This is a genomic window from Pseudoalteromonas sp. NCIMB 1079, from assembly GCF_040567695.1.
In the GTDB taxonomy this organism is placed as follows: domain Bacteria; phylum Pseudomonadota; class Gammaproteobacteria; order Enterobacterales; family Alteromonadaceae; genus Pseudoalteromonas; species Pseudoalteromonas distincta.
Genome location: NZ_JBEWZA010000001.1, coordinates 3,121,889 through 3,148,387 on the forward strand (window position 1 = coordinate 3,121,889; position 26,499 = coordinate 3,148,387).

Annotated in this window: 25 protein-coding genes; 14 read left to right on the plus strand and 11 right to left on the minus strand. The window is 40.1% G+C overall.

Translation table 11 applies throughout. The annotated features are described in order from the left end of the window. Positions 1-35: 35 nt before the first annotated feature. Positions 36-995 (plus strand): DMT family transporter, encoded by a 960-nt coding sequence (locus ABX891_RS14515; protein WP_354630142.1) that lies wholly within the window; start codon positions 36-38, stop codon positions 993-995. Here the strand turns inward: ABX891_RS14515 and ABX891_RS14520 are convergent. Genes ABX891_RS14520 through pdsO form a run of 3 tightly spaced genes read right to left on the minus strand, consistent with a single transcriptional unit; the run spans position 890 to position 4,288 of the window. Beyond that, positions 890-1,495 carry a class GN sortase gene (locus ABX891_RS14520; RefSeq protein ID WP_197098132.1) on the minus strand — a complete coding sequence of 202 codons (606 nt, stop codon included), beginning with the start codon at positions 1,493-1,495 and terminating at the stop codon, positions 890-892. The genes ABX891_RS14515 and ABX891_RS14520 overlap by 106 nt on opposite strands. After that, complete coding sequence (locus ABX891_RS14525) at positions 1,492-3,510, minus strand: marine proteobacterial sortase target protein (protein WP_354629783.1); 2,019 nt, start codon at positions 3,508-3,510, stop codon at positions 1,492-1,494. The genes ABX891_RS14520 and ABX891_RS14525 overlap by 4 nt, the downstream gene beginning before the upstream one ends. 46 nt (positions 3,511-3,556) lie before the next feature. Beyond that, on the minus strand, positions 3,557-4,288 hold the full coding sequence (gene pdsO / locus ABX891_RS14530; protein WP_354629784.1) for a sortase-associated OmpA-like protein PdsO: 732 nt from the start codon (positions 4,286-4,288) through the stop codon (positions 3,557-3,559). A gap of 204 nt (positions 4,289-4,492) precedes the next feature. Here pdsO and pdsR point away from each other — a divergent pair, with 204 nt between their 5' ends. From pdsR to ABX891_RS14545, 3 genes are all read left to right on the plus strand, one after another. Further along, complete coding sequence (gene pdsR, locus ABX891_RS14535; RefSeq protein WP_197098138.1) at positions 4,493-5,182, plus strand: proteobacterial dedicated sortase system response regulator; 690 nt, start codon at positions 4,493-4,495, stop codon at positions 5,180-5,182. Next, positions 5,182-7,320: a proteobacterial dedicated sortase system histidine kinase gene (gene pdsS / locus ABX891_RS14540; protein WP_354629785.1), complete on the plus strand. Its 2,139-nt coding sequence runs from the start codon at positions 5,182-5,184 to the stop codon at positions 7,318-7,320. Before pdsR ends, pdsS begins: the two co-directional genes overlap by 1 nt. Positions 7,321-7,601: 281 nt before the next feature. Further along, positions 7,602-7,766, plus strand: a complete 165-nt coding sequence (locus ABX891_RS14545) for a hypothetical protein (protein ID WP_165743405.1) — start codon at positions 7,602-7,604, stop codon at positions 7,764-7,766. A gap of 5 nt (positions 7,767-7,771) precedes the next feature. Here ABX891_RS14545 and ABX891_RS14550 read toward each other — a convergent pair whose 3' ends face one another. Next, positions 7,772-9,022, minus strand: a complete 1,251-nt coding sequence (locus ABX891_RS14550; protein ID WP_354629786.1) for a multifunctional CCA addition/repair protein — start codon at positions 9,020-9,022, stop codon at positions 7,772-7,774. Between the two features lie 132 nt (positions 9,023-9,154). On the opposite strand from ABX891_RS14550, the gene ABX891_RS14555 reads away from it, so the two are divergent. Continuing rightward, positions 9,155-9,382, plus strand: a complete 228-nt coding sequence (locus ABX891_RS14555) for a hypothetical protein (RefSeq protein WP_007581571.1) — start codon at positions 9,155-9,157, stop codon at positions 9,380-9,382. A gap of 30 nt (positions 9,383-9,412) precedes the next feature. Here ABX891_RS14555 and ABX891_RS14560 read toward each other — a convergent pair whose 3' ends face one another. From ABX891_RS14560 to ABX891_RS14575, 4 genes are read right to left on the minus strand one after another with little or no spacing between them, the layout of a single operon-like run. Beyond that, positions 9,413-9,913: a DUF1543 domain-containing protein gene (locus ABX891_RS14560; protein ID WP_354629787.1), complete on the minus strand. Its 501-nt coding sequence runs from the start codon at positions 9,911-9,913 to the stop codon at positions 9,413-9,415. Between the two features lie 8 nt (positions 9,914-9,921). Next, entirely contained in the window at positions 9,922-11,271 is a 1,350-nt protein-coding gene (locus ABX891_RS14565) for a sigma 54-interacting transcriptional regulator (RefSeq protein WP_354629788.1), read from the minus strand. Between the two features lie 2 nt (positions 11,272-11,273). Continuing rightward, positions 11,274-11,819, minus strand: a complete 546-nt coding sequence (locus ABX891_RS14570) for a hypothetical protein (protein WP_197098145.1) — start codon at positions 11,817-11,819, stop codon at positions 11,274-11,276. A gap of 1 nt (position 11,820) precedes the next feature. Next, complete coding sequence (locus ABX891_RS14575; RefSeq protein ID WP_354629789.1) at positions 11,821-13,278, minus strand: sensor histidine kinase; 1,458 nt, start codon at positions 13,276-13,278, stop codon at positions 11,821-11,823. A gap of 331 nt (positions 13,279-13,609) precedes the next feature. On the opposite strand from ABX891_RS14575, the gene ABX891_RS14580 reads away from it, so the two are divergent. From ABX891_RS14580 to ABX891_RS14605, 6 genes are all read left to right on the plus strand, one after another. Continuing rightward, complete coding sequence (locus tag ABX891_RS14580; protein WP_002961641.1) at positions 13,610-13,843, plus strand: EF-hand domain-containing protein; 234 nt, start codon at positions 13,610-13,612, stop codon at positions 13,841-13,843. 24 nt (positions 13,844-13,867) lie between these two features. Continuing rightward, positions 13,868-14,095, plus strand: a complete 228-nt coding sequence (locus ABX891_RS14585; RefSeq protein WP_024597597.1) for an EF-hand domain-containing protein — start codon at positions 13,868-13,870, stop codon at positions 14,093-14,095. Positions 14,096-14,281: 186 nt separating this feature from the next. Beyond that, complete coding sequence (locus ABX891_RS14590; RefSeq protein ID WP_182694203.1) at positions 14,282-14,518, plus strand: EF-hand domain-containing protein; 237 nt, start codon at positions 14,282-14,284, stop codon at positions 14,516-14,518. Between the two features lie 9 nt (positions 14,519-14,527). Continuing rightward, positions 14,528-14,764 (plus strand): EF-hand domain-containing protein, encoded by a 237-nt coding sequence (locus ABX891_RS14595; RefSeq protein ID WP_354629790.1) that lies wholly within the window; start codon positions 14,528-14,530, stop codon positions 14,762-14,764. Between the two features lie 132 nt (positions 14,765-14,896). Then, on the plus strand, positions 14,897-16,573 hold the full coding sequence (locus ABX891_RS14600; protein ID WP_354629791.1) for an amidohydrolase: 1,677 nt from the start codon (positions 14,897-14,899) through the stop codon (positions 16,571-16,573). A gap of 103 nt (positions 16,574-16,676) precedes the next feature. After that, a complete protein-coding gene (locus ABX891_RS14605) occupies positions 16,677-17,354 on the plus strand; it encodes a FlgO family outer membrane protein (RefSeq protein WP_182752465.1) in 678 nt (225 codons plus the stop codon). Positions 17,355-17,409: 55 nt separating this feature from the next. Here ABX891_RS14605 and ABX891_RS14610 read toward each other — a convergent pair whose 3' ends face one another. After that, a complete protein-coding gene (locus ABX891_RS14610; RefSeq protein ID WP_354629792.1) occupies positions 17,410-18,249 on the minus strand; it encodes an HDOD domain-containing protein in 840 nt (279 codons plus the stop codon). Positions 18,250-18,545: 296 nt separating this feature from the next. Here ABX891_RS14610 and ABX891_RS14615 point away from each other — a divergent pair, with 296 nt between their 5' ends. Next, complete coding sequence (locus ABX891_RS14615; RefSeq protein ID WP_354629793.1) at positions 18,546-20,246, plus strand: DUF8614 domain-containing protein; 1,701 nt, start codon at positions 18,546-18,548, stop codon at positions 20,244-20,246. Positions 20,247-20,277: 31 nt separating this feature from the next. Here ABX891_RS14615 and ABX891_RS14620 read toward each other — a convergent pair whose 3' ends face one another. Then, positions 20,278-20,682, minus strand: a complete 405-nt coding sequence (locus tag ABX891_RS14620; protein ID WP_024597591.1) for an HIT domain-containing protein — start codon at positions 20,680-20,682, stop codon at positions 20,278-20,280. A 111-nt stretch (positions 20,683-20,793) separates the two neighbouring features. Between ABX891_RS14620 and ABX891_RS14625 the strand changes: the two genes are divergently transcribed. Both ABX891_RS14625 and ABX891_RS14630 read left to right on the plus strand, forming a co-directional pair. Beyond that, the gene (locus ABX891_RS14625; RefSeq protein WP_165743395.1) at positions 20,794-23,019 is read left to right on the plus strand and encodes a S9 family peptidase; all 2,226 of its coding nucleotides are present in this window, start codon (positions 20,794-20,796) and stop codon (positions 23,017-23,019) included. Positions 23,020-23,161: 142 nt separating this feature from the next. Further along, complete coding sequence (locus ABX891_RS14630; RefSeq protein WP_354629794.1) at positions 23,162-24,799, plus strand: methyl-accepting chemotaxis protein; 1,638 nt, start codon at positions 23,162-23,164, stop codon at positions 24,797-24,799. Between the two features lie 71 nt (positions 24,800-24,870). Here the strand turns inward: ABX891_RS14630 and ABX891_RS14635 are convergent, their stop codons facing one another. Next, the gene (locus ABX891_RS14635; protein ID WP_354629795.1) at positions 24,871-26,391 is read right to left on the minus strand and encodes a M17 family metallopeptidase; all 1,521 of its coding nucleotides are present in this window, start codon (positions 26,389-26,391) and stop codon (positions 24,871-24,873) included. Between the last annotated feature and the right edge of the window lie 108 nt (positions 26,392-26,499).

Sequence of the window (26,499 nt, forward strand, 5' to 3'; positions counted from 1 at the left end):
GATCTGATTTTATTAAATTAAGTAAATTACTCTCTATGCCTGCCAGTTTATGTTTAATTATTGCCACCTTTTTATGGGGCAGCTCTTTTATTGCGCTCAAATACGCCATTGCTATTTACGACCCTGCATTGGTGATATTTTTACGCATGCTCACCACGTTAGTTTTGTCGCTTTGTTTATGGCGCTACGTTATTCGGTTTGAGTACTTAAAAGGTGACTGGAAGTATTTAGTGGGTATGTCGCTTGCTGAGCCTTGCTTATACTTTTTATTTGAAGGCCATGCAATGGAATACACATCAGCCTCGCAGGCCGGTGTTATTGTCTCTTGCTTACCTATTATAATTGCGTTGCTTGCCTTTGTATTACTTAAAGAGCATATAAGCAAAGCCATTGTTGTCGGTTTTACGCTGTGTATAGGCGGCAGTATTTTACTTACGCTTCTTTCACCAAGTTCCGACCAAGCACCTAATCCGTTACTAGGTAACTTTTTAGAGCTTATGGCTATGGTGTGCGCTGCATTTTATACCGTAAGTATTAAACATTTAGCTAATCGCTACTCGCCCCTGACTTTAATTGCGTTGCAAGGTATTAGCGGCAGCTTGTTTTTTGCGCCGTTTTTATTTTTTATCGACCTACCAAGCGAAAATCAACACGACTTAACTGCGCTTATGAGCATTTTGTATTTAGGCTCGTGTGTAACCCTTGGCGGGTATGGCATGTACAACTATGCAATTAGCAAGGTATCGGTATTAACCGCTGCTGCGTACTCTAATTTAATTCCTATTTTTACACTTATTTTGTCAGCTATTATTTTGGGCGAAGTGCTCAACGTTTGGCAATGGTTGAGCATATTTGTGGTATTTGTTGGCGTAATGGTAAGCCAGCGCCATCAAGAGCTCGTGGTTGATATACCGCTTAGTGAATCGGGCGAAGACATTTGCGCAGATACAAGCAATCTTAAATCAGTACCCGAGGCAAGCGAATCAAAAGGGTAACAGGTAAGCAAATACAGCCCAGGTGTTTGTAAAAATGAGTTTTGGGATTGATGAATAACCTCAATCCCCGTTACTTTATAATTTTGTATCACCCCACTTTGAAGTTGCAAAGTAAACGCCTCCCCCACTTTTGCGTTTTGTAAAAATGCAAAGTGGGTGTCGTTATGTCCGGCTATTAGCGCGCCCTTTTCGTTTCCAAATTCTTTTCCGCCCAGCTCCCCTGCAGGTAAAAATTGGCTTGGCGCAAACGCTAAATTACGACCACTCGCTCCAGCCAATACACTTAATGTTTTATTATGGCTTGGCCAATTAAGCTTTGCAGTAACGTAGCTGTCGGCGTAATACCACGGTTTTACTTTAGTGCCGGGTGATTTAAGCGCCTCTTGCCATGCTTGCTCAATTAATACTTGAGCAAGCCATGCTTTTGCCTGCATATAAGCACCGTGACCAAATAATCCAAGCCCAGCTATTAGTAAACCCGCGCTTAGCCACTTTTTCATTTACGTGCCCTGCTTAATTTAAGCCCTCGATTTATTTTAAGCGCGCTAAATCCCAATAATAAAATACAGCCTAGTAATATATGTAACCTGCTTTGCCCATCGGTTTGCGGTAAACGCATTGCCATACTTTGTGGTAATGCATTAGTAGCTTGCGCCGTTTGCTCTGCCACTTCTTTTATTTGAGTTTGTTCAATCGCTATAAAAGCAGTAAACGGACTAAGTAATTGATGAGTAAGCGCAAGCTCCTGTACTTCATCTTTAACTACACTTTCCTCGTTGTATAAAAGTAATGATTTGATTTTTTGGCGCGCCCACAGTTTTGCTATACCTTGAGCGCTTGAGCTATTTTGTGTACTTAATTTAATACTTAAAGGCCCTTGTGCTGTTTGCCCAGCAAGTACCACATTTTTAGCATTATTAAGTTTTATAGCGACCATGATAGGCTCGCCAAAATATAAATCAGGTAGTGGTGATGGCCAAAAATCTAAGCTATTACCGCTTTCATCGCTTAGCGCCAAGCTAGTAATAGCCGGATGTGCAAGCTTATCAAACAACTGCTGCATTTTAGGTTGCACCTCGCTTGTGCTGCCTATAAACGTAAATGAGCCTTTACCTATATCTGCCGCTCGGCGCATAAAAAAGCTATTCGGTGCGCTGCCAATACCTACTGTAAATAAGCGGCTATCGCCTAACTTACTTTGAATATTTTTAAACAATGCGTCTTCGTTGCTTACGCTGCCATCAGTTAAAAATACAACTTGGCGTACAAAGCCATCAAACTGACTGCCATCAAGTACGGCATTAAGCGCACCTTGTATTTCTGTGCCGCCGTCGGCCTCTAGGCTATAAATAAATCGCTCTGCACGGCGTAGATTAAAGTCATTGGCTATAAGTGGTTTATCGCTCATTGGAGTTACTATGTTGTCAAAACCAATAATGTTAAAGCTGTCGTCGCTATCAAGTAATGACAGTGCATAAAACAAGGCTTTTTTAGCTTGCTCCATAGATTGCCCGTGCATAGAGCCAGACGTATCAGCTACAAATACCATTTCGCGAGGTAATCGCTGAGTTTGTGTAAAGTGATCCCCTGGTGGCATAAGCATAGCAAGCCCGTATCGGTCACCATTTTCAAACTGCTGAGTAAAAAATGCGGCCTGAGCTTGCTCTTTTTGCAGCGGTTTAAACTCAAGTAAAAAGTCGCGATTAACTGCATTTGTCTCATTTAACGCTATTTTATATTGCCCAAATGCTGTGTTTTGTACATCAACATTGTGAAATTTAGAATTGATATCCACCAGCTCTAAGCCTACGTCTATATCAATGTTTAAGCTAAATTGGCTACTTGGTACGTTATCAGTTTGATTACTGCTTTTAATGCTGTAAACAGGGCTTAACCATCCCGTTGGGAGCGGATTAACATGCGCTTGATTTTGAGTACTAACCTCAACCTCACCACTAATCGCGTGATAACGCGGTGTAATGGTAGTAGGAAATCTAATAGCGAATGTACCGCTGCTGTAATCAATTATTTCTTGATACTCAAGCTCAATAATCACTTGCTCACCGGGGCCAATATTAGCCACATTCGTAATAAACATATTCGCACGTTGTTGGCGTACAAGGGCCGCTTGCTTGCCTGCTTTTTTAGCCTCCTCGTATTTTTTTTCGGCCTCTACCTTTTTATCAATTTGGCCTTTAATAACTCGCTCACCTATACGCATTGTCATGGCATGTACGGCGCTTTCATCAGACAATGGAAAAACGTAGCGCGCATTAACCGCAAACGGGTTTTCGTTTTGATAGGTTTGCGTTACTACAACATGATTAATTAGGCCAGTTAAGGTCATATTGGCGTCGCTTTTTAATATTATTGCTGGGCCTGCTGGCGCACCATTGCTATCAAAAAGCTCTAACTTGGGTGATTGCGCATGGCTTTTAAAGCTCGCTAACAGCACAATCGCTATGAATATAAAAATGCTTACTTTAGTAAGCATTTTGGTCGGTTTACTCAACATAAAATCACTCCATCGAACGCTTTGTTTTACTTAGATTCAGTTAGATTTAGTTACTCGCCGTTTGGCCATTTACTGGATTTATTGAGCGAGTGGTAAGCGTTACGCGTCTATCAAAAAAGTTATCTTCCACCGTGTTGCTGTTAGCCAACGTTTGCTGCTCGCCAAATGCCTGCGTGCTTAAGCGCTTGTGGCTCACACCGTGTTTTATTAAGTAGCTTTGCACGGCATTTACACGCGCTTTAGAAAGTAAAAGGTTGGCTTGCTCATCGCCGCGCTGATCGGCAAAGCCACTTAAATCAAGTGCGAGTTGTGGTTGGTTGTTTAACAAGGTAACGAGTTGGTCTAACTGCAGTGCAAAATGAGGGGCAATAACACTTGAACCTGTTTTAAATTGCACCGTCATCGCCAATAAGTTATTAATTTGAACTTGAGTTAACTGCTCATTTTGATTGGCAAGCACTTCTAGCTGTTGCTCTAACATATTGTTGTGGTTAAGCACGTGTTGGTAATCGCTGGTTTTTTCTTTCATAACCGTAATTGCACGCTCTTGCTCTGCAATTTTGTTATCAGCTACTTTTGAATCACCTATTAAACCACCGGCAAATGCCCCAATAAACGCACCTATTGGCCCGCCTACTACGCCGCCAATAATAGCGCCTGCACCTAGTCCAATAGCCGTTTCTTTATGGGCTTCTTTTGATGGCGTGTTAGATCTTGAGGCAATTGCTGGAGTACAAAAACTAGCAACGAGTGTTAATGCAATTAATGTCTTCTTCATGACGTGCTCCTTAAACTTACTTTTTAATTTGTGATGTTTTGTTTTGATGGACCTATTAAAACAAGTTCAAGTGGCAACAAAGGGGATCAAAAATGGCAAACTGCTGAGCAATTGTGGCAAAAAAATGGCAATTGCCTTTTTAAGCGTACTTAGCTTAAAAACTTCGATATAGTGCACAGCAGAGCCGATAGGATAATGATTAAGATGAAAAAAATAGCCATCGTTGAAGATGAACCCGCAATCCGCGAAAACTACATAGAAATGCTGAGCGCACAGGGCTACCAAGTCAGTGGCTTTGAAAATCGCGCCAGCGCAGAAGCTGAATTTAAAAATGCCCTGCCCGATTTAGCCATTGTTGATATTGGCCTAGGCCATGAAATAGATGGTGGTTTTTTACTGTGCCAAACATTGCGATCGCTTTCTAAAACGCTGCCTATTATTTTTTTAACCGCCCGCGATAGCGAAATAGATACCGTATGCGGCCTGCGCATGGGCGCCGACGACTACCTAACAAAAGACATAAGCTTGGCTCACTTGGCTGCACGTATTGGTGCGCTGTTTCGCCGAATGGAAGCACTTGAACAACCTGCTGATGCAAACGCACTCATAACACGCGGACAATTAACGCTCGACACACAACGCATGCAGGTATTTTGGCAGCAACAATTAGTTGATTTAACCGTAACCGAATTTTGGATGCTGCATTCACTCGCCCAGCGACCTGGCCATGTTAAAAGCCGTAACGAATTAATGAGCGATGCAAAAATTTATGTAGACGACAGCACCATTACTTCACACGTAAAACGTATTCGTAAAAAGTTTATAGCACTCGATAGCACCTTTGATTGCATAGATACCGTGTATGGCATGGGCTACAGGTGGGAACAACACTAATGCTACGATTTGGTCTGCGCAGTAAATTTATATTACTTTCATGTTTTTTGTTTTTGCTACCGTGGCTTGGCTACGAGTACGTATGGGAAATGGAAAAGTTTTTACGCCAAGGCCAAGAAAAAACCCTCGTAGGCACCACTCGAGCACTTGCTACCGCATTACATGAGCGCCCCGCATTATTTGACGAGCAAACCAACTTTTTAGACCAAGTAGTAAAAGGCCGCGATTTATACGCTTATAATCTTAAAAACCCTATTCAGCTCGACGGTAAACTTAACGATTGGGACAGCTATCAACCGCTATTTTGGCATTACGACAAGCGCTACTTACAAAAAACAGATAACAAACATCAAGCCAGTGACTTATCGTTTGATCATATGGTGGGAAAATTTGATAACTACTTATACGCCGTATTTAAAGTCACCGACAATACCCTTATTTATCGCGCTAAAAATAGCTTAAGTATTACCAATAACGATTATTTACAAATTGGCTTAAAAACACCTGACGGCCAATTTAATACCTATATAATTGCGCCACGCCAAGATGGCTGGGTTAATGCGTTTGATGCAAATACCAAAGCCCCTTTTACAAAAATTCAGGGCTATTTTGAAAGTACCGAATCAGGTTATAACGTAGAGCTGCGCTTTCCTATTAGCATGCTAGGCAACAAACTTGGCTTTGCTATTGTTGACGTAGATAGTAAAGAGGCACTGCTCGAGCCTAAAATAATGTCGACCTCAAATTTAAATAACCCAAACGATTTAGGCTCAGTATTAGTCCCTTCTCCAGAAATTAGCCGTATTTTAAAAGGCATGGGCCACAGTGGTAGCCGCATTTGGGTGGTTGATAACCATCATCGCGTACTTGCGCAGTCGGGTACTATTCAAAATGCAGATGGCGTATGGGCTGATGGGCTTGCTAATAAAGCACCTGAAACTTGGTGGCAGCGCTTTGAGCAAAATTACTTGCACCCAATTTACTATAAGATATTAACGCGCCCCGAAAATGAGTTTTTAGATACCCTGCACGATGTAGCCTCTATGCAGGGCACACATTTAGCGAAAGCATTAAAAGGACAACCAGCATCGTCTTGGCGATTAACACCCGACAGTAAAGCCGTTATTTTATCGGCCGCTTACCCTATTTGGATTCAAGACCAAGTAATTGGCGCAGTAATAGCAGAGGAAACCACAAACGGCGTACGTACGCTGCGTAATAAGTCACTCGAAAAACTGTTTAACGTTATTTTAGCTGTGATGCTAATTGGTACTGTGACTTTATTCTTTTTTGCCTCACGTATATCGAACCGAATTAGGCGGCTGCGCGATACAGCTGAACAAGCAATTGATGCGCAAGGGCGTGTTACTGGCAGTATTAATTACAGCGACGCTAACGATGAAATTGGCGACCTGTCTCGTAGTTTTTCAAACATTGTGAGCCGACTTGGTGGCTATACCGATTACTTAGAGAATATGTCGTCGCGGTTATCCCACGAACTGCGCACGCCGGTTGCCGTAGTGCGCTCATCACTCGAAAACTTACAAAGCTTGCCACAAAACGAGCTGAGTCAAAAATACCTCGATCGCGCCAGCGAAGGCGTTGAACGCTTAGGTAAAATAATAACCACCATGAGTGAAGCAACTCGCCTTGAGCAAAGTATTCAAAGCAACGAGCCTGAGCCTTTTGATTTACAAAAAGTAATAAATGGTTGCATGCAAGGCTATCAGCTTACTTACCCAAACCAGTTATTTACGCTTGATGTATGCCAAAACAAATTACCTATGCAAGGTGCACCGGAGTTTATAGCTCAGCTGCTTGATAAACTTATTAATAACGCGCTGGAGTTTAGTGAGGCCAATACGGCTATTAATGTAGGCCTTAAGCAGAGCGAAAATAAAGCAACATTAACAGTGAGTAACACAGGCCCCGCGTTACCCGAAGGATTAACTGAACATATTTTTGACTCTATGGTGTCGGTACGTAGCCAGCAAATGCAGCAACAGCCACATTTGGGGTTAGGTCTTTATATTGTAAGGCTGGTGTGCGACTACCATAAAGGCAGTGTAACAGCGCAAAACAACGAGCAAGGTAATGGTGTCGTGTTTACCGTAACACTGCCGTTAGTAAATGGTTAAGGCTGTATTTATACCGTTATATTTGTACCGTTGTATTTATAGCCACAGCATTATATGCAAATAGTAAGTACGCAATAAGTTAAATTCAGCTGTATATTTTTAGTTAAAAAGAGTTACTTTAATTTACCTTAACTCCATATAAATTAACAAACAAATTCCTCTCATCCCTTAAAACCCGCCGGTTACAATTTAGTACAACTTCAAATGTAACTATTCACTTTTAATTCAGTCGAATGACCATACCCTACATCATATTAAAGTATTAAATTGAAGGAATACTCATGAAACCATCACTAGAGCGTGAAGAACTAGACTTTATTTTTGACTTATACAGGCCCTCTAAAAAACCTGAGCCTGAAAATGTAAAACCAAAAAGTACAAACTACAAAGAGCTAAGAAAGCACGACGCGACCAAAAACCAAGGCGTATCGCACTACTTAGTCTAATTTTATTACGCTTGGGACTTCTCATGTTCTAAAAATGCTTTAATGCAGTTTATTTCTGCAAGTTTTACTTCTTCGCCTATTTCAGGGCCTTTTTTGCCATTTTTAAGTGCATTTTGCACTACCAGCTTCTTATCCATTTTTTGCAGTTCAGTATGAATTGCTCGCAGCTTAGCTGATTGCGGGTATGGCTTATCAACAAGTGTTTCACCACGCCCTTGTGCATCGCATTGGCATGCTTGGGTAAACGCTATAAAACGTTCTGGGTGTACCAACGCATTTAAGTTAGTCACTATTAGCTTGTGAATGGTTTGCGGCCTTAACTGATCAATCGTGTGGCAAAGGGTGTGATTATCACTGGTGAGTACGCCAATATCGCGAAAACGGTTAGGCACTTTTAAGCGCTCACAAAACGCCTCAATAACTGCAACACCTTCGCGTTCGTGCCCACGTAGGTTTCCATATTTTTTAAAACTAAGCGCTTTTCCAAAATCATGGGTTAGTGCAGCAAAACGTGTTTCTAAATTAAAATTTAAATCGGCTGCACGCCTAAGTACCAGCATAGTATGTACAAATACATCTCCTTCAGGATGATGGTTTGCCGGTTGCGGTACATTAACCATGCGCTCAAGCTCTGGAAAAACCCCCAAACCTTGCAGTGCTTCAAAATAAAGCTCAGGGTACTTTTCACCCAGTGCTTTTTCAGTTTCAAGCCACACGCGCTCAGGTACTAAATGATTTAGCTCACCTTTATTTTTAAGCTCGCGCATTAATGCATACGTACTTGGGTGAATACGCCAATCACTGCCATAGCGCGCTAAAAAACGGGCAATACGCAGCACTCGAACAGGGTCTTCTACAAATGCCTCAGTGGTGTGGCGCAGTGTTTTATTTTGTAAGTCAGCTTGGCCATTAAACGGGTCAATAATATTACCGTGTTCATCAAGCGCCATTGAATTTATGGTCAAATCACGCCTTGCTAAATCTTCTTCGAGCGTTACCGTTGGGCTGGCATCAACCACAAAGCCAGTATAGCCTTTGCCGCTTTTACGCTCTGTGCGCCCAAGTGCATATTCTTCTTTTGTTTTTGGGTGCAAGTAAACCGGAAAGTCGCTACCTATTGGTACAAAACCGAGCGACTGCATTGTGTCTGGCGTTTCACCAATCACTACATAATCGTTATCTTTCGATTTTATATTTAGCAGTTTGTCGCGCACTGCACCACCAACGAGGTAAACTTTTTTTAAGTTACTTTTCACTTTATTCCCATAAACATTAATAAAATTGTTTGATACTAATCATAACATTAATTAAAAAATTCTGCGGTGTTTGCCAAGCTTAAGTAAGCTCATTACAATGGCGCATTATTTTCAGCTATAGCTTCGCAATTAATGAAAAACCATTCATCAAAAAAAGAACTCATGTTACTACCCATTTTATTAGTGGTTATTTTAATGTGTGTGGCGGGTCACTTTTTACTACAAGCAAATTTTCAAGACAGTAATGTAGTTGAATACATGTTAGCAGCACTGCCGTTTGCTATGTTTGGATTGGTTATTGTGGCGTTTAAAATGGCGGCTAAAAGCGAAAAGGATGAACAAAACGAGCAGGACTCTTAATCCTACTCAGTTTTAGCTACTTATTATAATTTAAAGTATGTGATAGCCAAACCAGTCTGGCTTTATAGGCTGCGATATACCGCTGGGCGTGAGCTTAATGTTTAGCTGGCTGTCGAGTAAATCAATGGCAAAGCAATCGTCTACGTCATGTAAATCATCTTTATGGATATGGCTAAGCCCTGCGAGTAAATCGTTTTTAGCGCGCTCTTTAGCTTCATGGCTACTGCTTGCAACATACAATGCAAAGTCGTGTTGCTCAGCCATAGAATCACTTCTGTAAGCGCCTAAATTTACAAAATAGAGTTGTTTATTTTGCTCCACATAGCTGTCGACAACTTCTACTTTAAAGCCATCAATATGATTAATTGCCATGTAGCTATCCATGTGAACACTACTTCTGTCGCCTACCCATTGGCTTTTTAACTTTGTATAAGTTTGCTCAATGTTTTGCCCTACAACAAAACGAATATCATGCATTTCAATGTGGCAACCTTGAATCCGGCCACCTAAATACACCATAAATAACTGCATGCTTTTCCTTAACCTAAATTATCAACATCAATATTATGCTTTTTAATCAACTTATAAAAATCTGAGCGATTGCGCTTGGCAAGCTTAGCGCCTTCGGCTACGTTACCACCTGCCATTTTTAAAGTGTTAATTACATAGTCGCGCTCAAACTCTTTTTTAGCGTCGTTTAGTGATAATGGTTCTACGTTTGTTTCGTTACTATTTAGCGCAGCTAACACTAAGTGCTCTGAAATAACATCGCTTGGCGTTAATGCTACAACCTGCTCTACTACGTTTTGTAATTGGCGGATATTACCGGGCCAGTCGTAACGTACAAGCGCATGCATAGCATCGCTTGCAAAGTGTTTTTCAGTTTGGTTCATGCGCTTAGCAATGCTTGCACTAAAGTGCTGTGCTAATAAGCTTATATCTTCGCGGCGCTCACACAGTGGCGGTAATTTTAAATTAACTACGTTTAAGCGATAGTATAAATCTTCTCTAAATTGCTGGTTTAAAATAGCTTCAGGAAGATTTTTATGTGTTGCCGACACTATGCGTACATCAATTGCTATTTCTTCTTGAAAACCTACTGGGCGAATTGTTTTTTCTTGTAATACGCGCAGTAACTTAACCTGTAAGTTAAGTGGCATATCGCCTATTTCGTCTAAAAATAACGTGCCACCCTGTGCTTGTTGAAACAAACCTTGGTGATCTTTAATTGCACCCGTAAAAGAGCCTTTTTTATGACCAAATAATTCGGACTCTAAAAGCTCCCCAGGTACAGCGCCGCAGTTAATTGCAACAAAAGGGCCACCGCTTACATGACTATACTGATGAATCGCCTGTGCGAGTAATTCTTTACCAGTACCACTAGCCCCCGAAATAAGTACATTAACTTGCGTTGGCCCAAGTAGCTTTACTTGCTCTAACAAGTGCAGCATTGCACCACTGCGCGTAACTATATTACTTTTAGGTGCAGCTTCATCGGCGTTAACACCATGAATTTCTATGGCTTTTGCAAGGCTGTCAAATAGCTCGTCTTTATCCACTGGTTTAGTTATAAATGCAAAAATGCCCTGCTTAGTTGCCTCTACTGCATCAGGAATTGAGCCGTGCGCTGTCATCATAATGACAGGTAATGCTGGGTAGCGGCTTTGCAGCTGACGATGCAGTGCCATACCATCCATTTCATCCATGCGTAAGTCGGTTATTACGGCGTCAAACACTTGGCTTTTAAGTATTTGTAGTGCGGTTAAACCGCTTTCACAGGTTGTCACTTCGTATCCTTTTGATTCGATACGAATAGCGAGCAGTTTTAATAAGCTAGCGTCGTCGTCTACGAGTAATACTTTTGCACCTTGTACTTTAGTTGCGGCCATAATTACTGCTCCTTCGTTTCTTCTCGTAGTAAAAGTTGCTGCTCAATCGTTGCTAACGATGAGAGGGTTTCTTGCATTTTATTATTAAGTGCTTGCTGCTCTTTTTTAGCATTTATTTGCATAGTTACTTGCTGCTTTTGAAGCCATAAATATTGCTTTATGTCATCAGGCCAAAAGTAAGCAAGATCGAGCTTTAGCAACTTAGTCATTACCATATTTGGATCATCATTTATGTTTAAGCACATGAACTTAAAAAAGCGTTTAAGCTCGTTTTCGCCTGTAAAAACATCTTTGCTAGGTACCAATTTAAATCCGCCACACTGATTAGCGTGCCATGCAATAACTTGCTCTGCAGGAGGATAGCTTGGTTCAATTTTTGGTCTAGGTTTTGGACTAGGGTTACTGTTTTTGTCGTTCGTTTTTTTTGTATCGACCACAGGTGCAGGTGTAATTGACACACGCTCTTCTTGCCCATTATTAATTTCACAACCTGATATAACCATGCTGCTACTGAGCACACATAAAATAGCGATTAAACGCAAGCGCATGTTAATTAACTCCTAGATTTTTTGTTATGGGAATTTTAATTGAAAACCGGCAACCATGTGGCTCGTTATGCTCAACACTAAGTGTACCTCTTAGCTGTTCAACAGACTCTTTTACAATAGTTAAACCCAGTCCACTGCCTTGCAGCGTAACATTTTTACTGTGTTTACCTTGATAAAATGCGCTGAAAATTTGAGTTTTTTCTTGCTCTTTAATACCGCCCCCTTTATCAAGTACAACGATACAAAGCTGGTTTTGCTCAAGCGCTAAATTAATAGTAACGCTTTGCTTATTATCTGAAAATTTTAAGCCATTTGAAATAAGCTGAATTAAAATCATCTCAATAAGCTCACTAGGTAAAGCAAGCGGTTTGTTAGGTAAAGTGTTTTGCCACTGCAGAGCTTGCTCACGCGCACTTAAGCGATGCTCAAAATGGCTATTAATTTTATTAATAAGATAGCTAAATTCAACTTCGCTTAGGCTGTCTTTACTGGTGCGAATCGCATTATAACTCAGCAAACTGTCAATCATTGTACGAAGGCGCACCATAGATTGACTAATGAGCTCAAGCACTGCTTTTTGCTCAGCAGTAATTGGACCTACTATTTCATCAGTTAATAAATCAGTGCCTTCGACCATTGAAGCAAGCGGCGTTTTTAGCTCATGAGTTACATGGCGTAAAAAAGTATCTTTTTGCTGCTCAAGCATATGAAGTTGTTCTTGTACCCATTGGAGCTTTTCTCCTAGCTCAACAAGCTCAGCTGAACCTTTCACAGATATTTTTTGCTGCCAATGCCCCTGCCCAAGCTTATCAATAACCGTAGTTAACCCTTTTAGCCGCCCACTTATGCGCCATAAAAAACCTCCCCCAACAATTAAAGTCAGTGGAATAAGTGCCACCAGCCAGTTTATAAATGACGCTTGCAGGCTTGTAAGCTCATTTTGGTTATTGGTAATTTGCGCTTCGTTTTTATCACGTAACCATAAAGTAAGCTCAGCAACTAAGTCGCTCACTGGCACAAATAGCTCAGCTTGTTGTTGTTTTTGCTCAACGAGTTTTACATGCGCGGTTTGTAAGGTGGTATATAAGCGTTGCCATTGGTGGATATACTCTTTATTCGTGTTTACAAATTTGAGTTCATCAATGCTTTGTAGGGATGATTGCCATTTATCGACAATGAGCTTATCAAGCGATTCACTTTTTAATACCCAGTTTTGCCTAGTAGCGCGCTCAAGGCTGTTGAGTTCTTGCTTTAAAGTGTTAAACGATTTGGTAACTTGGTAGTTACTACTCACAATACTTTGAGTAACCGCTAATTGCTTATTAAGCGCATTTAAAAATACGATCACCACTATAGAAAGCGGAAGTAGCGAAAGCAGCATACTCATTGCAAATTGCCCAATTAAATTAGGCCGCCAGTTAAGCATTGCTTGGTATTTTTTAGCTATGGTTGCTGGCATTTAGTTTAGTCCTTTTAAGTTAAGCGCTCTATTATTAAGTGCTTACCTTATACACTAGCTGAACCAGCAATTATATTTAATACGATTAACAGCCAGCACTATAAAACAATGTGTCGCCAAATAGAGACAGCGTAACTCGTTGATTTTAATAAACTCCCTTTCATCCCCACCAAATAATGTTGCAAAAGGCGCACAAAAATTACAATAAACCCAGTAAAAACTTCTCACTGGCTTAAAGCAAAAACAATAACCAATTGAAAAATAACAATAATTATTATTGGCACCATTTTTGTAATAGGAAGTAATAACTTTAATCAATAAGGAAATAATTATGAACAAACGCATTTTAGTAATTTCATCATTACTGGCTTTAGGCTTTTTAGGCGCTAATGCACACGCAATGGACGTTCACGCGACTTTTAACGAACTTGATAAAGACAGTAACGGCACATTAAGTGAAGCCGAAGCAGGTGAAGATGCTGTGTTACACGAGAATTTTTCTCAAATTGATACTAATCAAGATGGGCAATTGTCGCTAGATGAATTCAAAAAATTTATTCAATAAACTCATTTAATAAGGAACGTGATTATGAAACAACTTATAGCCGCTTTTTCATTAATGTTTTTAGCAATTAGTGCCACCGTAATTGCATCGCCAACAAATGTGCGTTTTGCCCACTTAGATAAAGACATGGACGGACAAATATCGATTGCAGAAGCAAAGGAAGACAAGGAAGTAATGAGACAGTTTGCTGACTTAGATGAAGACGGTGATGAAAAAGTCTCAAAAAAAGAATTTGAAAGCTTTAAACCTTAATGAGTAATTACTGATTAAGCTTTACTTAAGCTTGTTATAGGTAAACTGGAATTAAAAGCATTTGCCATAATCCCTGAGGGAGTGTGTAAAAGGATTTAATGTTGGGAGTTAAATTACGGCAAGTGCTTTTTCCTTTTCACTTTATTTTAGCCACAAACTTTAAATACATCTTTTGGAAGGAACACCATGAAGATACTTCCCCTTACTATAAGCATCTTAATGCTATTAAGCTTTGATGCCGCTGCACTTGATGTAAAGCAACGCTTTGATCACCTCGATAGCGACAAAAGTGGCTATTTAACGCATGACGAACTTGATCCCCAACCACAACTATTAAACACATTTGTAAAATGGGACAAAAACCAAGATAACCAAATTTCGTTAATCGAATTTAAAAATTACCTTACCAATAACCTCTACTGAGTATTTTTCATGAAAAAAACAAGCTATATAGCGCTTTTTGCGTTTAGTATTTTTAGCACATTAGGCTTTGCTGCAAGCAACAATGTTGCAGAGCAATTTGAAGAACTTGATAGAAACCAGGATGGTTTTTTAACACGTTCAGAAACCGCTGTAGACCCCGCTTTGTGGTCTCGGTTTTCAAGCTACGATCAAGACAAAGACGGTAAACTAACGCTAAGTGAATACAGTTTATACGCTAGTAAATAAACCCTTTCAAAAGCTAGATATTTTATATTCTAGCTTTACTGCTTTTTTCTTCATCATAATTTGTCTCACATATTGGTATTATAAAGTTGGGTTTGCTAGTGTTAACGCACTAACAATAAAAAATAATGCCTTATGCTGCTCAAAAAAATAATCAAACCACTCATACTAGCCAGCCTTTGCGCTAGTTCTAGTTACACTCTTGCACAAACAAAAGTAATTTATAACGCAAATGGTTATACCCTTTTATACCAAGGTGAAGTACAGCAGTTTACTACCCTCGTTATTAAAAATGGCAAGGTAGTAAAACTAGGTAGCGATACACTTAAAGATAGCTACCCAGATGCCAAGCTAATTGACGCGCACGGTAATACCTTATTACCAGGCTTAATTGATGCTCATGGGCACGTTATTGGCCTTGGCGATAATTTATCGCAACTTGATGTGCGCGGTGCAAAATCGGTTGATGAAGTAACGAATAAACTAAAAGTATTTGCCGATAACAAACAAGGTTGGATTATAGGACGAGGCTGGAACCAAGAGCTTTGGGCTGATACACGCTTTCCTACGGCTAAAGATTTAGACAAAGTAGTTAACGATCGACCTGTGGTGCTTTCTCGAGTTGATAGCCACGCCATTTGGGTTAATTCAAAAGCGCTCGAACTTGCAGGTATTACCGCCCAAACAAAAGCACCTGAAGGCGGTGAGATAATTAAAGACGAATTTGGCAATCCTACGGGTATTTTTGTAGACAAAGCAGAATCGCTAATTACCCAACATATGCCAGCCCCTTCAAAACAAGATATAAGTGACTCACTAGATGCAGCAGGTAAACATTTATTAAGTTTAGGCATTACCTCTACTCACGATGCAGGTATTGATAAAACCACATGGGAGGTTTACAAAGAGCGCGGCGACCTTGGTAATTTACCGCTACGTATTGTGGCAATGTTAAGTGGTGCAAGCCCTGATTTAGACACAATGTTAAAGGCAGGCCGATACCACGACAAAAATGACTTTATGGAAATTCGCAGTGTTAAAGTTTACGCCGATGGCGCACTGGGCTCTCGTGGTGCAGCACTTATTGAAGAATATGCAGACAGACCTAGTCACCATGGTTTAATGCTTGAAACACAAGAGAAACTCGAAGCACTCTTTACACAAAGCTTTAAAAGCGGCTTTAGCGCAAATACTCACGCCATTGGCGACAAAGCAAATAAAGTAGTACTCGATGCTTATCAAAATGTGTTTAAAAAAACGGGCGGTATATTACTGCGAAACCGAATAGAGCACGCCCAAATTGTAACCCCTGATGATATCCCTCGCTTTAAAGCGTTAAAAATAATCCCTTCAATGCAGCCAGTACATGCTACTTCTGATATGCATATGGCAGAGCAGCGTTTAACTGAAAAACAACTAAGCGGCGCCTACGCGTGGCAAACATTTTTACAGCAAGGTTCGGTGGTTGCGGCAGGCTCTGATTACCCTGTAGAGCTTGCAAATCCATTTGATGGTTTGTATTCAGCCATTACACGCATGGATCATAACAAACTACCGGAAAACGGCTGGCGCGCAAGTGAAGTACTAAGCCGCGAAGATGCATTACGTGCATTTACTCTTGGCGGCGCCTATGCAGCTCATCAAGAATTTAAGGTGGGTAGTTTAGAAAAAGGAAAATGGGCCGACTTTATTTTAATTGATAAAGACTACTTTAAAGTACCTGTTGAGGAGATATACAAAACAAACGTACTGCAAACATGGGTAGCAGGTAAGCTTCGCTATAAAAAAGAAGAGGTTACAAAAGCACCATAATTAAAAATAAACAAATTAATTATTAAATTTAATTAAAGTAATCAAAAAGTGTGTCGATAAGGAGGGGTATTTATAAAATCCCCTTATGTTTCAGGAAGAAAACATGTTATCAAAAAAAATAACTCTTACTTTATCGGCACTTTTTACACTATCACTCTCAGCTTGCTCTACCCATCCTGTTTACAATGGACATGCACCACATAACAATATTGGCTATAATAATGCCCATAATCGCTATGCTGAAAATAATCAGCCGCGCGTGAGTAATTGGCAATTTCCAGAAAATAATTACCGCCCAATTAACAGCAGTAAGTTACTAAGTAATTACACAGAGCAATTAGCAATGAAGCTAATTGAAAATATGAATTACATAAATAGTAGCACGCCTATCGCTATAACTTCGTTTGTAAATTTAGACGACAACCTGCAAACTACTAATATTTTTGGCAATCATTTAGCTGAAAGCTTTATTACTGAATTACAAGAGTTTGGTTTGTCTGTTGTAGATTATAAGCACACAGGCACAGTGCACGTGACGCCGATGGGTGATTTTTCATTTAGCCGTAATGGCAAAGATATTAAAGGCTACCCACATATTGAATACACTTTAACTGGGACGCTTACATACACCAACCGCGGTGTTATTGTTAATGCTCGTATTATTGGCGCTAAATCTAAAGTAGTGGTGTCATCAGCTAAAGGGTTTATTCCCAGCTTTGTGGTTGAATCGCTATACCCTACTCGCAGAACCGATGGAATAGTACTAGACGCTATTCAATAGAAATAAAAAAGGGTTAACGCAAGTTAACCCTTTTTGTTTGTGTAATAAAACATGTTTAGCTAAACATGTTTTTCACATCTTTTAGCATGTCGTTGTACTCATCACTTGTGAATAGCTGCATAGACGGTATAACGCCTTTGTCTATATACGTTTGCAGCGCTGCAGACTTATCAGAAACCTGTAACGTGCCCTCTAAAATAGCCCCTACTCGAATAAAATCCACGTAACTTACTTTTTCAGGTTTGTAACTTGGGTCAGCCCAGCTCTGAGCTACATCAACAAACTCTTTAGGGAATTCCCACGCTTGCATAATAGATGAGCCAATTTTTCCACTCAGCTTTTGAATTGCATGAGCCAAAAAGCTTGGATTAGCAAATACCTCTGGGTGGCGCTCAGCTTCGGTTAAAATTGGTAATACACCAATATTATAAACAAGTGCGGCGAGTGTAATAGAATCGCGGTTTAGTGACGTGTGCTTACTATTTTTTAAATAAAATTCCATGAGTGATATTGAATGGCTAGCAACAGTTAATGTTTTTTGCCATGCCTTACCCATGTAGCCTTTAATTAGCTCATTATTTGATACAAATAATTGTTCCATAGCCATAGCTGTAGCAATGTTTTTAATTTGACGTAATCCAATACGAGTCACTGCTTGTTGTAAATTAGATACTTTTACAAAACGTCCCATAATCGCACTATTAGCTACTTTTATCATACGAGCTGAAAGCGCTGGATCTTGTGAGATTACATCTGACATTTGGATTAAATTCACATCTGGGTTATCTGCAGCTTGGCGAACCTTAATCGCTACTTCAGGTAGCGTTGGTAAAACCAACGTATCGTTATTTATTCTATCGACTAGAATCGTTAATAAAGCGTTTTCTGTAGACATAAAGCTGCCATCCTTTTGTGTTCAGCCTGTAAAGTAACTGCAAACTCAGGCAGTTAATTTTCGTATTAGTAATATAATTAGTATTGTCTAACTTACCGATAAAGTTAAGAAAATTATAGAAGTTTATTTTTATTTATAATGCTTTACCGCTCATGCTTGCCTTACAACGCCAAATACTTGCTATTTACCATTTAGTTTTGCTTTAATGCACTCACAATAAGGAAGCGTTTGTACATACTTAATATTTTAACTAAAGCAGTACAAATTATTAAACTTACTTTTTAACAGGCAATATAATGATCTTAAATAAAATTAGCCAAGCAATTATGCTCTCTGGTGTTGTTTTTCTAAGCGCATGTTCTGAACAAGCGCCGTCTTCTACCGACAACACAGCCACAGAGCTTGCTCAAAAAAGCAGTGCACAGTCAGGCCCTAAGCTTATTAATGCAGATAAACAACGTTTAGATATTTACACCGACTTTAGCTTACAAAGTGATTTATCGCACTTAAGCGATAATCAACGAGCAATGGTTGCAAAGCTTATTGACGCTTCAAAAATAATGGATGAGTTATTTTGGAAGCAAGCATTTGGTGAAAATAAAGATGCTTTTTTAGCAAAACTAAACGATGAAAAAGTACGTAAATTTGCTGACATTAACTATGGTCCATGGGATCGTTTAAATGGTGATGAAGCATTTTTATCCAGCTATAAAGAAAAACCTCTTGGCGCACAGTTTTACCCTGCTGATATAACCAAAGAAGAGTTGAACAATGCAGACGTTGAAGATAAAACAGGGCTTTATTCTGTAATTAAGCGTGATGAGCAAGGTAAGCTTTACAGCGTGCCTTATTCAAAAGAATACGCTGATGAGCTTGCAAAAGCCGCTGATATTTTACGTGAAGCAAGCAAACTTGCTGACGATAAAGAATTTGCTAACTATCTAAACTTGCGTGCCGATGCTCTACAAAAAGATGACTTCCAAGTATCTGACTTTGCTTGGATGGATATGAAAAATAACCCAGTAGATGTGGTTATTGGTCCAATTGAAACTTATGAAGATCAATTATTTGGTTACCGCGCAGCTTATGAATCTTACGTACTTATTAAAGATTTAAAATGGAGCGAACGCTTAGCTAAGTTTGCAGCATTTTTACCTGAGCTTCAAAAAGGCTTACCTGTAGATGATAAGTACAAACAAGAAGTACCAGGCTCTGACGCCGACTTAAACGCTTATGATGTTGTTTACTACGCTGGGCATTCAAACGCGGGTAGTAAAACAATTGCAATTAACTTACCAAACGATGAGCAAGTACAGCTAGAAAAAGGAACTCGTCGTCTGCAACTTAAAAACGCAATGCGTGCTAAATTTGATAAAATTTTAGTGCCAATTTCAGAGCAGTTAATTGTACCAGAGCAGCGTAAACACATTACTTTTGATGCATTTTTTGCCAATACGATGTTCCATGAAGTGGCTCACGGTTTAGGTATTAAAAACACAATCACAGGTAAAGGTACTGTTCGTCAATCATTACAAGAGCACGCAAGTGCCCTTGAAGAAGGTAAAGCCGATATTTTAGGTCTATACATGATTGAACAGTTACTTAAAAAAGGCGAAATTACTGAAGGCACTATTGAAGATTATTACACGACCTTCATGGCAGGTATATTCCGCTCAGTTCGTTTTGGAGCATCAAGCGCGCATGGTAAAGCAAATATGATCCGCTTTAACTTTTTTGCTCAAGAAGGTGCTTTTTCTAAAAATGAAGAAGGCTTATACCGCGTTAATATGGAAAAAATGAGCATTGCAATGGCTAAGCTTTCTCGCTTAATTTTAACCTTACAGGGTGATGGCGATTACGAAAAAGTAGATCAACTAATTGCAACGCATGGCGACATTAAAGAAGAACTTGCTAAAGACTTAGAAAAACTAAGCAAAGCTAATATCCCTGTAGATGTAACATTTAAGCAAGGTAAGGAAATACTAGGGCTTAAATAAGTTTAGTTAAACCCTAAAAAAGCGTTGCAGCTTAAAACTGCAGCGCTTTTTTTAGCTCTGTGATTTGTAGATCTGTATAAGGCACTGCTGGGTGCTTACCCCATATTGGCGCAGGCCATGCAGCATCACTCGTAAAACGCGCAATATGATGAATATGCAATTGCGGCACCATATTCCCTAAAGCCGCTATGTTTAATTTATCTGGTTTAAATACATCCATTAATAATTTACTTAGCTTGGCTGACTCTTTTAAATAAACAATTTGATCATCCTCAGATAAATCAATTATCTCTTTTAAGTTAGCCTGCCTAGGCACTAATACAAACCACGGATACAAGCTGTCGTTCAGTAAAAGCACTTTACACAGTGGCCAATCGGCAAGTTCTATACAGTCGCGTTTAAGTTCTGGCGCTAGTTTAAATTCAGGGTGAGTCATTGCTATGTCCTACTTTGTCTTTGATAATCGCCACTTTATAGCATTTAGTTGCAGTTGCACACGCTTGGCTTTACCATCAAAGCAATATTTATAATAAGCTAAGGCAACCTTGTGCTAAAAAAAATAAAACACCTCTCACTAGCTATACCGTTAATGGTTGGCGCTATTAGTGTTCAAGCAAAACCTTTATCGCTGGAGCGTATTTTTGACGATCCGAGCCTTTCTGGTAAATCGCCTGTACAACTTAAATTTTCGCCTGACGGCAGCCGTGTAACTTACCTACAAGGCAAAAGCGATGACTACAACCGCTACGATTTATGGGAGTACAATCTAAAAGATAACACCAACCGTGTGCTAGTTGATTCGGCAAAGTTATTTTCAGGCCCAGAAAACCTATCAGATGAAGAAAAAGCACGCCGCGAACGCCAACGTATTTTTGGTAAAGGCATACTTGAATACAAATGGTCTAAAGATAGCAAAGCACTTTTATTCCCACTCAATGGTGACCTTTATTATTACGATTTAGCCTCAGCTAAAAGTAAAAAACTAACCGACACTGAAGCATTTGAAACCGATGCACGCTTTTCACCTAAAGGTAACTACGTATCGTTTATTCGAGAGCAAAACCTTTATGCTTTAGAGCTTGAATCAGGTAAAGAGATTCAGCTTAGTAAAGATGGCGGCGGCGTAATTAAAAACGGCATGGCCGAATTTGTTGCTCAAGAAGAAATGAGCCGTATGACAGGTTACTGGTGGTCAGGTGATGAAACTAAAATTGCCTATACCCGCGTTGACGAAACCCCTGTAAAAGAAGCTATCCGTAACGAAATTTACGCTGACGAAGTTAAATTATTTAACCAGCGCTACCCGTTTACAGGTACCGATAACGTTAAAATTCAACTTGGTGTGGTTAAGCTAAACGACCAAAAAGTAGATTGGATTGATTTAGGTAAAGATGAAGACATTTACATTGCGCGCGCTAAATGGCTAAAAGACGGCAATACACTGTCGTACCAATGGCAAAATCGCTCGCAACATAAATTAGAACTGCGTTTTTATAACAGCGAAACTAAAGCCCAAAAAGTAGCACTGACCGAAAATAGCAAAACGTGGATTAACCTACATTTTGATCTTGAGTTTTTAAAAGACAAAAAACATTTTGTATGGGCATCTGAGCGAGACGGCTTTAAACATTTATATCTGTATCGCACAAACGGTCAACTTGTACGTCAAATCACCTCTGGTGATTGGGCTGTTGATAGCTTAAAAGGTATTGATGAGAAAAAAGGCATTGTTTACTTTGCCGGTCGAAAAGATACACCGCTTGAAAGCCATTTATACAGCGCGCCTTTATTTAAAAAAGGCGATGCCAAACGTATTACCGAAAAAGGTCAGTACCACAATGTTGTGCTAGCAAAAGACAATAAAACCTTTATCGATAATAGCTCGTCTGATAATAAACCAAACTCAGCAGCACTTCGTAAAGTAAACGGCGAATTCATTACCTGGCTTGAAGAAAATAAGCTTGATAGTAACCATCCGCTTACTCCTTATTTAAGCGACTTAGCAAAACCAGAATACGGCACAATTAAAGCCGATGATGGCCAAGTTATGCATTACCGTTTATTTAAGCCTAGCACCATTGCTGATGGCAAAAAGCACCCTGTTATTGTTAACGTATACGGCGGCCCGCATGCTCAGCGAGTAACGAATAGCTGGCGCAGTAAAAACTTGTACTTTCAGTACATGGCGCAACAAGGTTACGTAATTTTTCAACTGGATAACCGTGGTTCGTACAACCGTGGTAAAAAGTTTGAAGATGCTATTTATAAACATTTAGGTGTGGTTGAAGTTGCCGATCAAATTAAAGGCGTAGAGTTTTTACGTACACTGGATTACGTTGACCCACAACGCATCGGTGTTTATGGCCACAGTTACGGCGGTTACATGGCACTTATGACTATGTTTAAAGCGGGCGATTACTTTCAAGCCGGCGTATCAGGTGCTCCAGTAACCGATTGGGCTCTATATGATACGCATTACACAGAGCGTTATTTAGGTCACCCCGATACAAATGCTAAAGGCTATGAAGACAGCGCAGTATTTCCATATGCTGATGGCTTAAAAGGCCCATTAATGATTTACCATGGAATGGCTGATGACAACGTATTGTTTACGCATTCAACTAAGTTGTTTAAACAACTGCAAGATAACGAAAAACAGTTTGAAATGATGACCTACCCAGGCTCTAAGCACAGCCTACGCGGTAAACAAGTGCAAACACACTTACATCAAACAATTACAAACTTCTTTAATCGCCATTTTGACGTTAAATAAGCAAGTAAAGTAATAACAGACTAAAGGCTGATTGATAAATCAGCCTTTTTTTTGCATTAATAGGCGTTAAGCCTAGATTAAACTCTTTTTTTAGCTACGCTTATTCTATGCGCTAAAGCGCACACTTTTTGAGGATAAATGTATGCCTAATCTACGAAGTTTTAGTATATCCCAGCGTTTTTCACTGTTAATAGCCATCGTTGTATTTGGACTAATAATACTTAGTATATCGAGCCTAACTCATCAATATAGTTCGCTAAAAGACGAGCAATACATAAAAACACAAAATGTAGTAGAAACGGCGTACAGTATAATCGAGCACTATTATGCGCTTGAACAAGATAACACTCTCTCTCAACAACAAGCTCAATCACAAGCACTTAATGCAATAAAAGCACTGCGCTACGACAAAACCAATTACTTTTGGATTAACAATTACCAGCCAACAATGGTTATGCACCCTATAAAACCGGCGCTTGATGGAAAAGATTTAACTAATAACAAGGACCCTGACGGCAAAGCATTGTTTGTTGATATGGTAAATATAGTTAAACGCTCTGGCGAGGGATTTATCCCTTATAAATGGCCAAAGCCAGGTAAAGACCAACCTGTAGAGAAAGTTGCTTTTGTTAAAGGGTTTAGTCAATGGCAATGGATTATTGGCTCGGGTGTATACCTTGATTCAATTGACGAGGCATTTAGCCAACAACGTAACCTAATTATAGTCAGTGCAATAATTATGATTATTGCTGTTATTTTGCTTAGTTACTTTATAGGTAAAAGTATTTTAATACCTACTCGCTTAGCAGCCGATATGATGAAGGACATTTCACAAGGCGAAGGCGACTTAACCCGTACATTAAATGAATCCGGTAACGATGAAATATCTGAACTATCGCGCTCATTTAATTTGTTTGTTTTAAAAATACGAGAGTCACTTGTTCATGTATCACAAAGCGCAAACGGCGTAAGCAAGCATGCACAAATCGTTGACGAATCAAGTAAAACAAGCCACTCATTTATAGAGCTTCAAAACGATAGTTCAACCCAAGTTGCAGCTGCCATGGAGCAAATGACTCACCAAATACACGATGTGAGCCGTAACGCTGAAGCCGCAGAGCAAGCAGCTAAGGATGCAGCACAAAACGCATCAACGGGTAAAAATGTGGTTGCGCAAACAATTACAGCAATAGAAACACTCTCAAGCAACATTGAAACAGTCAGCCGTGTAACAGAAGGTTTAGCCAACGAGAGCCATAATATAGGCTCGGTGCTTGACGTAATAAGAAGCATATCGGAGCAGACAAACTTACTGGCATTAAACGCTGCCATTGAGGCTGCTCGCGCAGGAGAGCATGGTCGGGGATTTGCTGTGGTTGCAGATGAAGTAAGAACATTGGCCAGTCGTACAGGGCAAAGTACTGACGAAATTCAAACCATGATCACTAAACTACAAGAAGGTGCAAAAGCAGCAGTAGAAGCAGTTAAATCAAGCCAAGCACTTTCAGTTTCTACCGTAGAGCAGGCGTCATCAGCCAATACATCGCTTAATGAAATAGAGCGACTTGTTTCAATTATTACCGAAATGAACAGCCAAATAGCACGTGCCACAGAGCAACAAACGCAGGCTGCCGACGAGGTTAATTTGCGTATTAATGAACTATCTCAATCAACCGAGCAATCATTAAATAATACTAAGCAGCTTACTGATGCCAGTGATAATCTCAAACAAAGTAGCGAAGGTCTTTCGAGCGTAGTTAATCGTTTTAAATTAGATTAACCGATAGCGTCCTCATAAAATGCAAAAGCCCTGAATTAACAGGGCTTTTTTATTACATGTAAGTTTTTAGCTTACAAACAATAACGTGCAAACAAGCTCGTTACTGATGCAGCTGTTGGCTTACCATGCTGCCAATCACCGCCTTCAACACCGCTGCCTGCAATATCCATATGAACATAAGGTAGAGGCTGTGCAGAATCATTACCATGCTTATCAAGCCCACCAACAATAGCCATAAACGCCATAGGGAACTGATGTCCACGCGCAGTCACGGCAGATGCTGCGTTATTACTAGATAAAACATCGTCAGCTAGCGTGCGTGGTTTAATAAAGTCGTAGTCTTCACGGCGTGAACGCGATACTTCAGCGCCATCGGCCCATAAGTCACCCAAATCAGCTATTTGACGTGAAACACCAGCGCTACGAGCTGGACCATTTTCAACATACGCACCGTAAGGACCCATTGCACGAGCTGCATGACCCGTTAATGTAGCTACAGTAAATAACGTTGGATTAACCTCTGTTTTAGCTAAATCTTTCATTTCGCTAAGCAGGTCGCCCATTGCTAAGCGCCCTTCTGCATCGGTATTACCAATACGTACACGAACACCTTCACGGCTAGTAATAATTTCATCTGGCACAAAACAATCCGAGCCAATAGAGTTACGAACAACAGCTAAGTACGATACCACTTTAACGCCTTTAGGCTGATAATCCGCAACGGCTTTCATAAAGCCAGCAACAGAAGCTGCGCCGCCTTTATCACGGCTCATGCCTGCCATATAACCGCCTACTTTTAAATCTGCACCGCCTGTATCGTATACAAGCCCCTTACCTACAAACATAAGTGTGCGAGTAATTTCGCCCTCTGGTACATATTCAAGCTTAACAACACGTGGGTGATGGCGCTCAACTGCATACGATGCGCGAGCAACTGTACTCAGCATTGGGTAGTTTTTATCAATAGCTGCAATATCGTCAATTACGTCAACCGCAATGTTTGAGCCTTTAAATAAATCAACACAGTAATCTGCAAAGCGTGGTGGAGCCATACGCTCAGGTTCAGTACCACACAGGTCACGCGCTGCATATTGGCCTGCTGCAATTGCATTAACAGCTTTAATCGTTTGCTCGCTTGCGCCAACTAAACCAATCTGTGTAATAGGTTCAATGCTTTCACCGTGATATTCACGCGCTTCTAATGGCTGCCATAAGGCTTGGCAAGCGCCTAAATAAGCAACTTCTAAAGCATGCTGATAACGGCTATCGTCATTTAAATTTGGTAAAAATAATGCAGGGTTAACACTGCCCGACGCTTTTGCTTCGTTAATTGCTAATTTAGCAGCATCAAAATAACGACGCACGTCGTCGTAATCTCTATTTAACGGACCGGTTGGCGCAAGTACAACGCGCTTGTTTTCAATTACTAATAAAGTAACTTGCTTACCGATGCGAGAATCTACGTTTGCTTGAGCTAAAATAGCATCACGTAATGAGTTATTTGGTAACTGAGAAAAGTCATTACTAATAATAATAAGCGCATCATGAGATGTGCATTCAAGGCTTGCACTAACCGCTTGAGGGTATGCCATAAATAAGGTCCTGTTAGAAAACATAAGCCCCTATTATCGTCGATTTATATATTGAAGACCAGCAAGGAGCGATGAGCTAATCACATAACCTATCAATAAATGGCAACT

Bases quoted from the DNA above. Each gene is read 5' to 3' on its own strand.
- ABX891_RS14580 (WP_002961641.1), top strand. From the start codon at position 13,610: ATGAACAAACGCATTTTAGTAATTTCATCATTACTGGCTTTAGGCTTT.
- ABX891_RS14570 (WP_197098145.1), bottom strand. From the start codon at position 11,819: ATGCGCTTGCGTTTAATCGCTATTTTATGTGTGCTCAGTAGCAGCATG.
- ABX891_RS14620 (WP_024597591.1), bottom strand. From the start codon at position 20,682: ATGACTCACCCTGAATTTAAACTAGCGCCAGAACTTAAACGCGACTGT.
- ABX891_RS14605 (WP_182752465.1), top strand. From the start codon at position 16,677: ATGTTATCAAAAAAAATAACTCTTACTTTATCGGCACTTTTTACACTA.
- ABX891_RS14520 (WP_197098132.1), bottom strand. From the start codon at position 1,495: ATGAAAAAGTGGCTAAGCGCGGGTTTACTAATAGCTGGGCTTGGATTA.
- ABX891_RS14590 (WP_182694203.1), top strand. From the start codon at position 14,282: ATGAAGATACTTCCCCTTACTATAAGCATCTTAATGCTATTAAGCTTT.
- ABX891_RS14560 (WP_354629787.1), bottom strand. From the start codon at position 9,913: ATGCAGTTATTTATGGTGTATTTAGGTGGCCGGATTCAAGGTTGCCAC.
- ABX891_RS14615 (WP_354629793.1), top strand. From the start codon at position 18,546: ATGATCTTAAATAAAATTAGCCAAGCAATTATGCTCTCTGGTGTTGTT.
- ABX891_RS14600 (WP_354629791.1), top strand. From the start codon at position 14,897: ATGCTGCTCAAAAAAATAATCAAACCACTCATACTAGCCAGCCTTTGC.
- ABX891_RS14515 (WP_354630142.1), top strand. From the start codon at position 36: ATGCCTGCCAGTTTATGTTTAATTATTGCCACCTTTTTATGGGGCAGC.
- ABX891_RS14585 (WP_024597597.1), top strand. From the start codon at position 13,868: ATGAAACAACTTATAGCCGCTTTTTCATTAATGTTTTTAGCAATTAGT.
- ABX891_RS14555 (WP_007581571.1), top strand. From the start codon at position 9,155: ATGAAAAACCATTCATCAAAAAAAGAACTCATGTTACTACCCATTTTA.
- pdsR (WP_197098138.1), top strand. From the start codon at position 4,493: ATGAAAAAAATAGCCATCGTTGAAGATGAACCCGCAATCCGCGAAAAC.
- pdsO (WP_354629784.1), bottom strand. From the start codon at position 4,288: ATGAAGAAGACATTAATTGCATTAACACTCGTTGCTAGTTTTTGTACT.
- ABX891_RS14575 (WP_354629789.1), bottom strand. From the start codon at position 13,278: ATGCCAGCAACCATAGCTAAAAAATACCAAGCAATGCTTAACTGGCGG.
- ABX891_RS14525 (WP_354629783.1), bottom strand. From the start codon at position 3,510: ATGTTGAGTAAACCGACCAAAATGCTTACTAAAGTAAGCATTTTTATA.
- ABX891_RS14545 (WP_165743405.1), top strand. From the start codon at position 7,602: ATGAAACCATCACTAGAGCGTGAAGAACTAGACTTTATTTTTGACTTA.
- pdsS (WP_354629785.1), top strand. From the start codon at position 5,182: ATGCTACGATTTGGTCTGCGCAGTAAATTTATATTACTTTCATGTTTT.
- ABX891_RS14565 (WP_354629788.1), bottom strand. From the start codon at position 11,271: ATGGCCGCAACTAAAGTACAAGGTGCAAAAGTATTACTCGTAGACGAC.
- ABX891_RS14630 (WP_354629794.1), top strand. From the start codon at position 23,162: ATGCCTAATCTACGAAGTTTTAGTATATCCCAGCGTTTTTCACTGTTA.
- ABX891_RS14610 (WP_354629792.1), bottom strand. From the start codon at position 18,249: ATGTCTACAGAAAACGCTTTATTAACGATTCTAGTCGATAGAATAAAT.
- ABX891_RS14595 (WP_354629790.1), top strand. From the start codon at position 14,528: ATGAAAAAAACAAGCTATATAGCGCTTTTTGCGTTTAGTATTTTTAGC.
- ABX891_RS14635 (WP_354629795.1), bottom strand. From the start codon at position 26,391: ATGGCATACCCTCAAGCGGTTAGTGCAAGCCTTGAATGCACATCTCAT.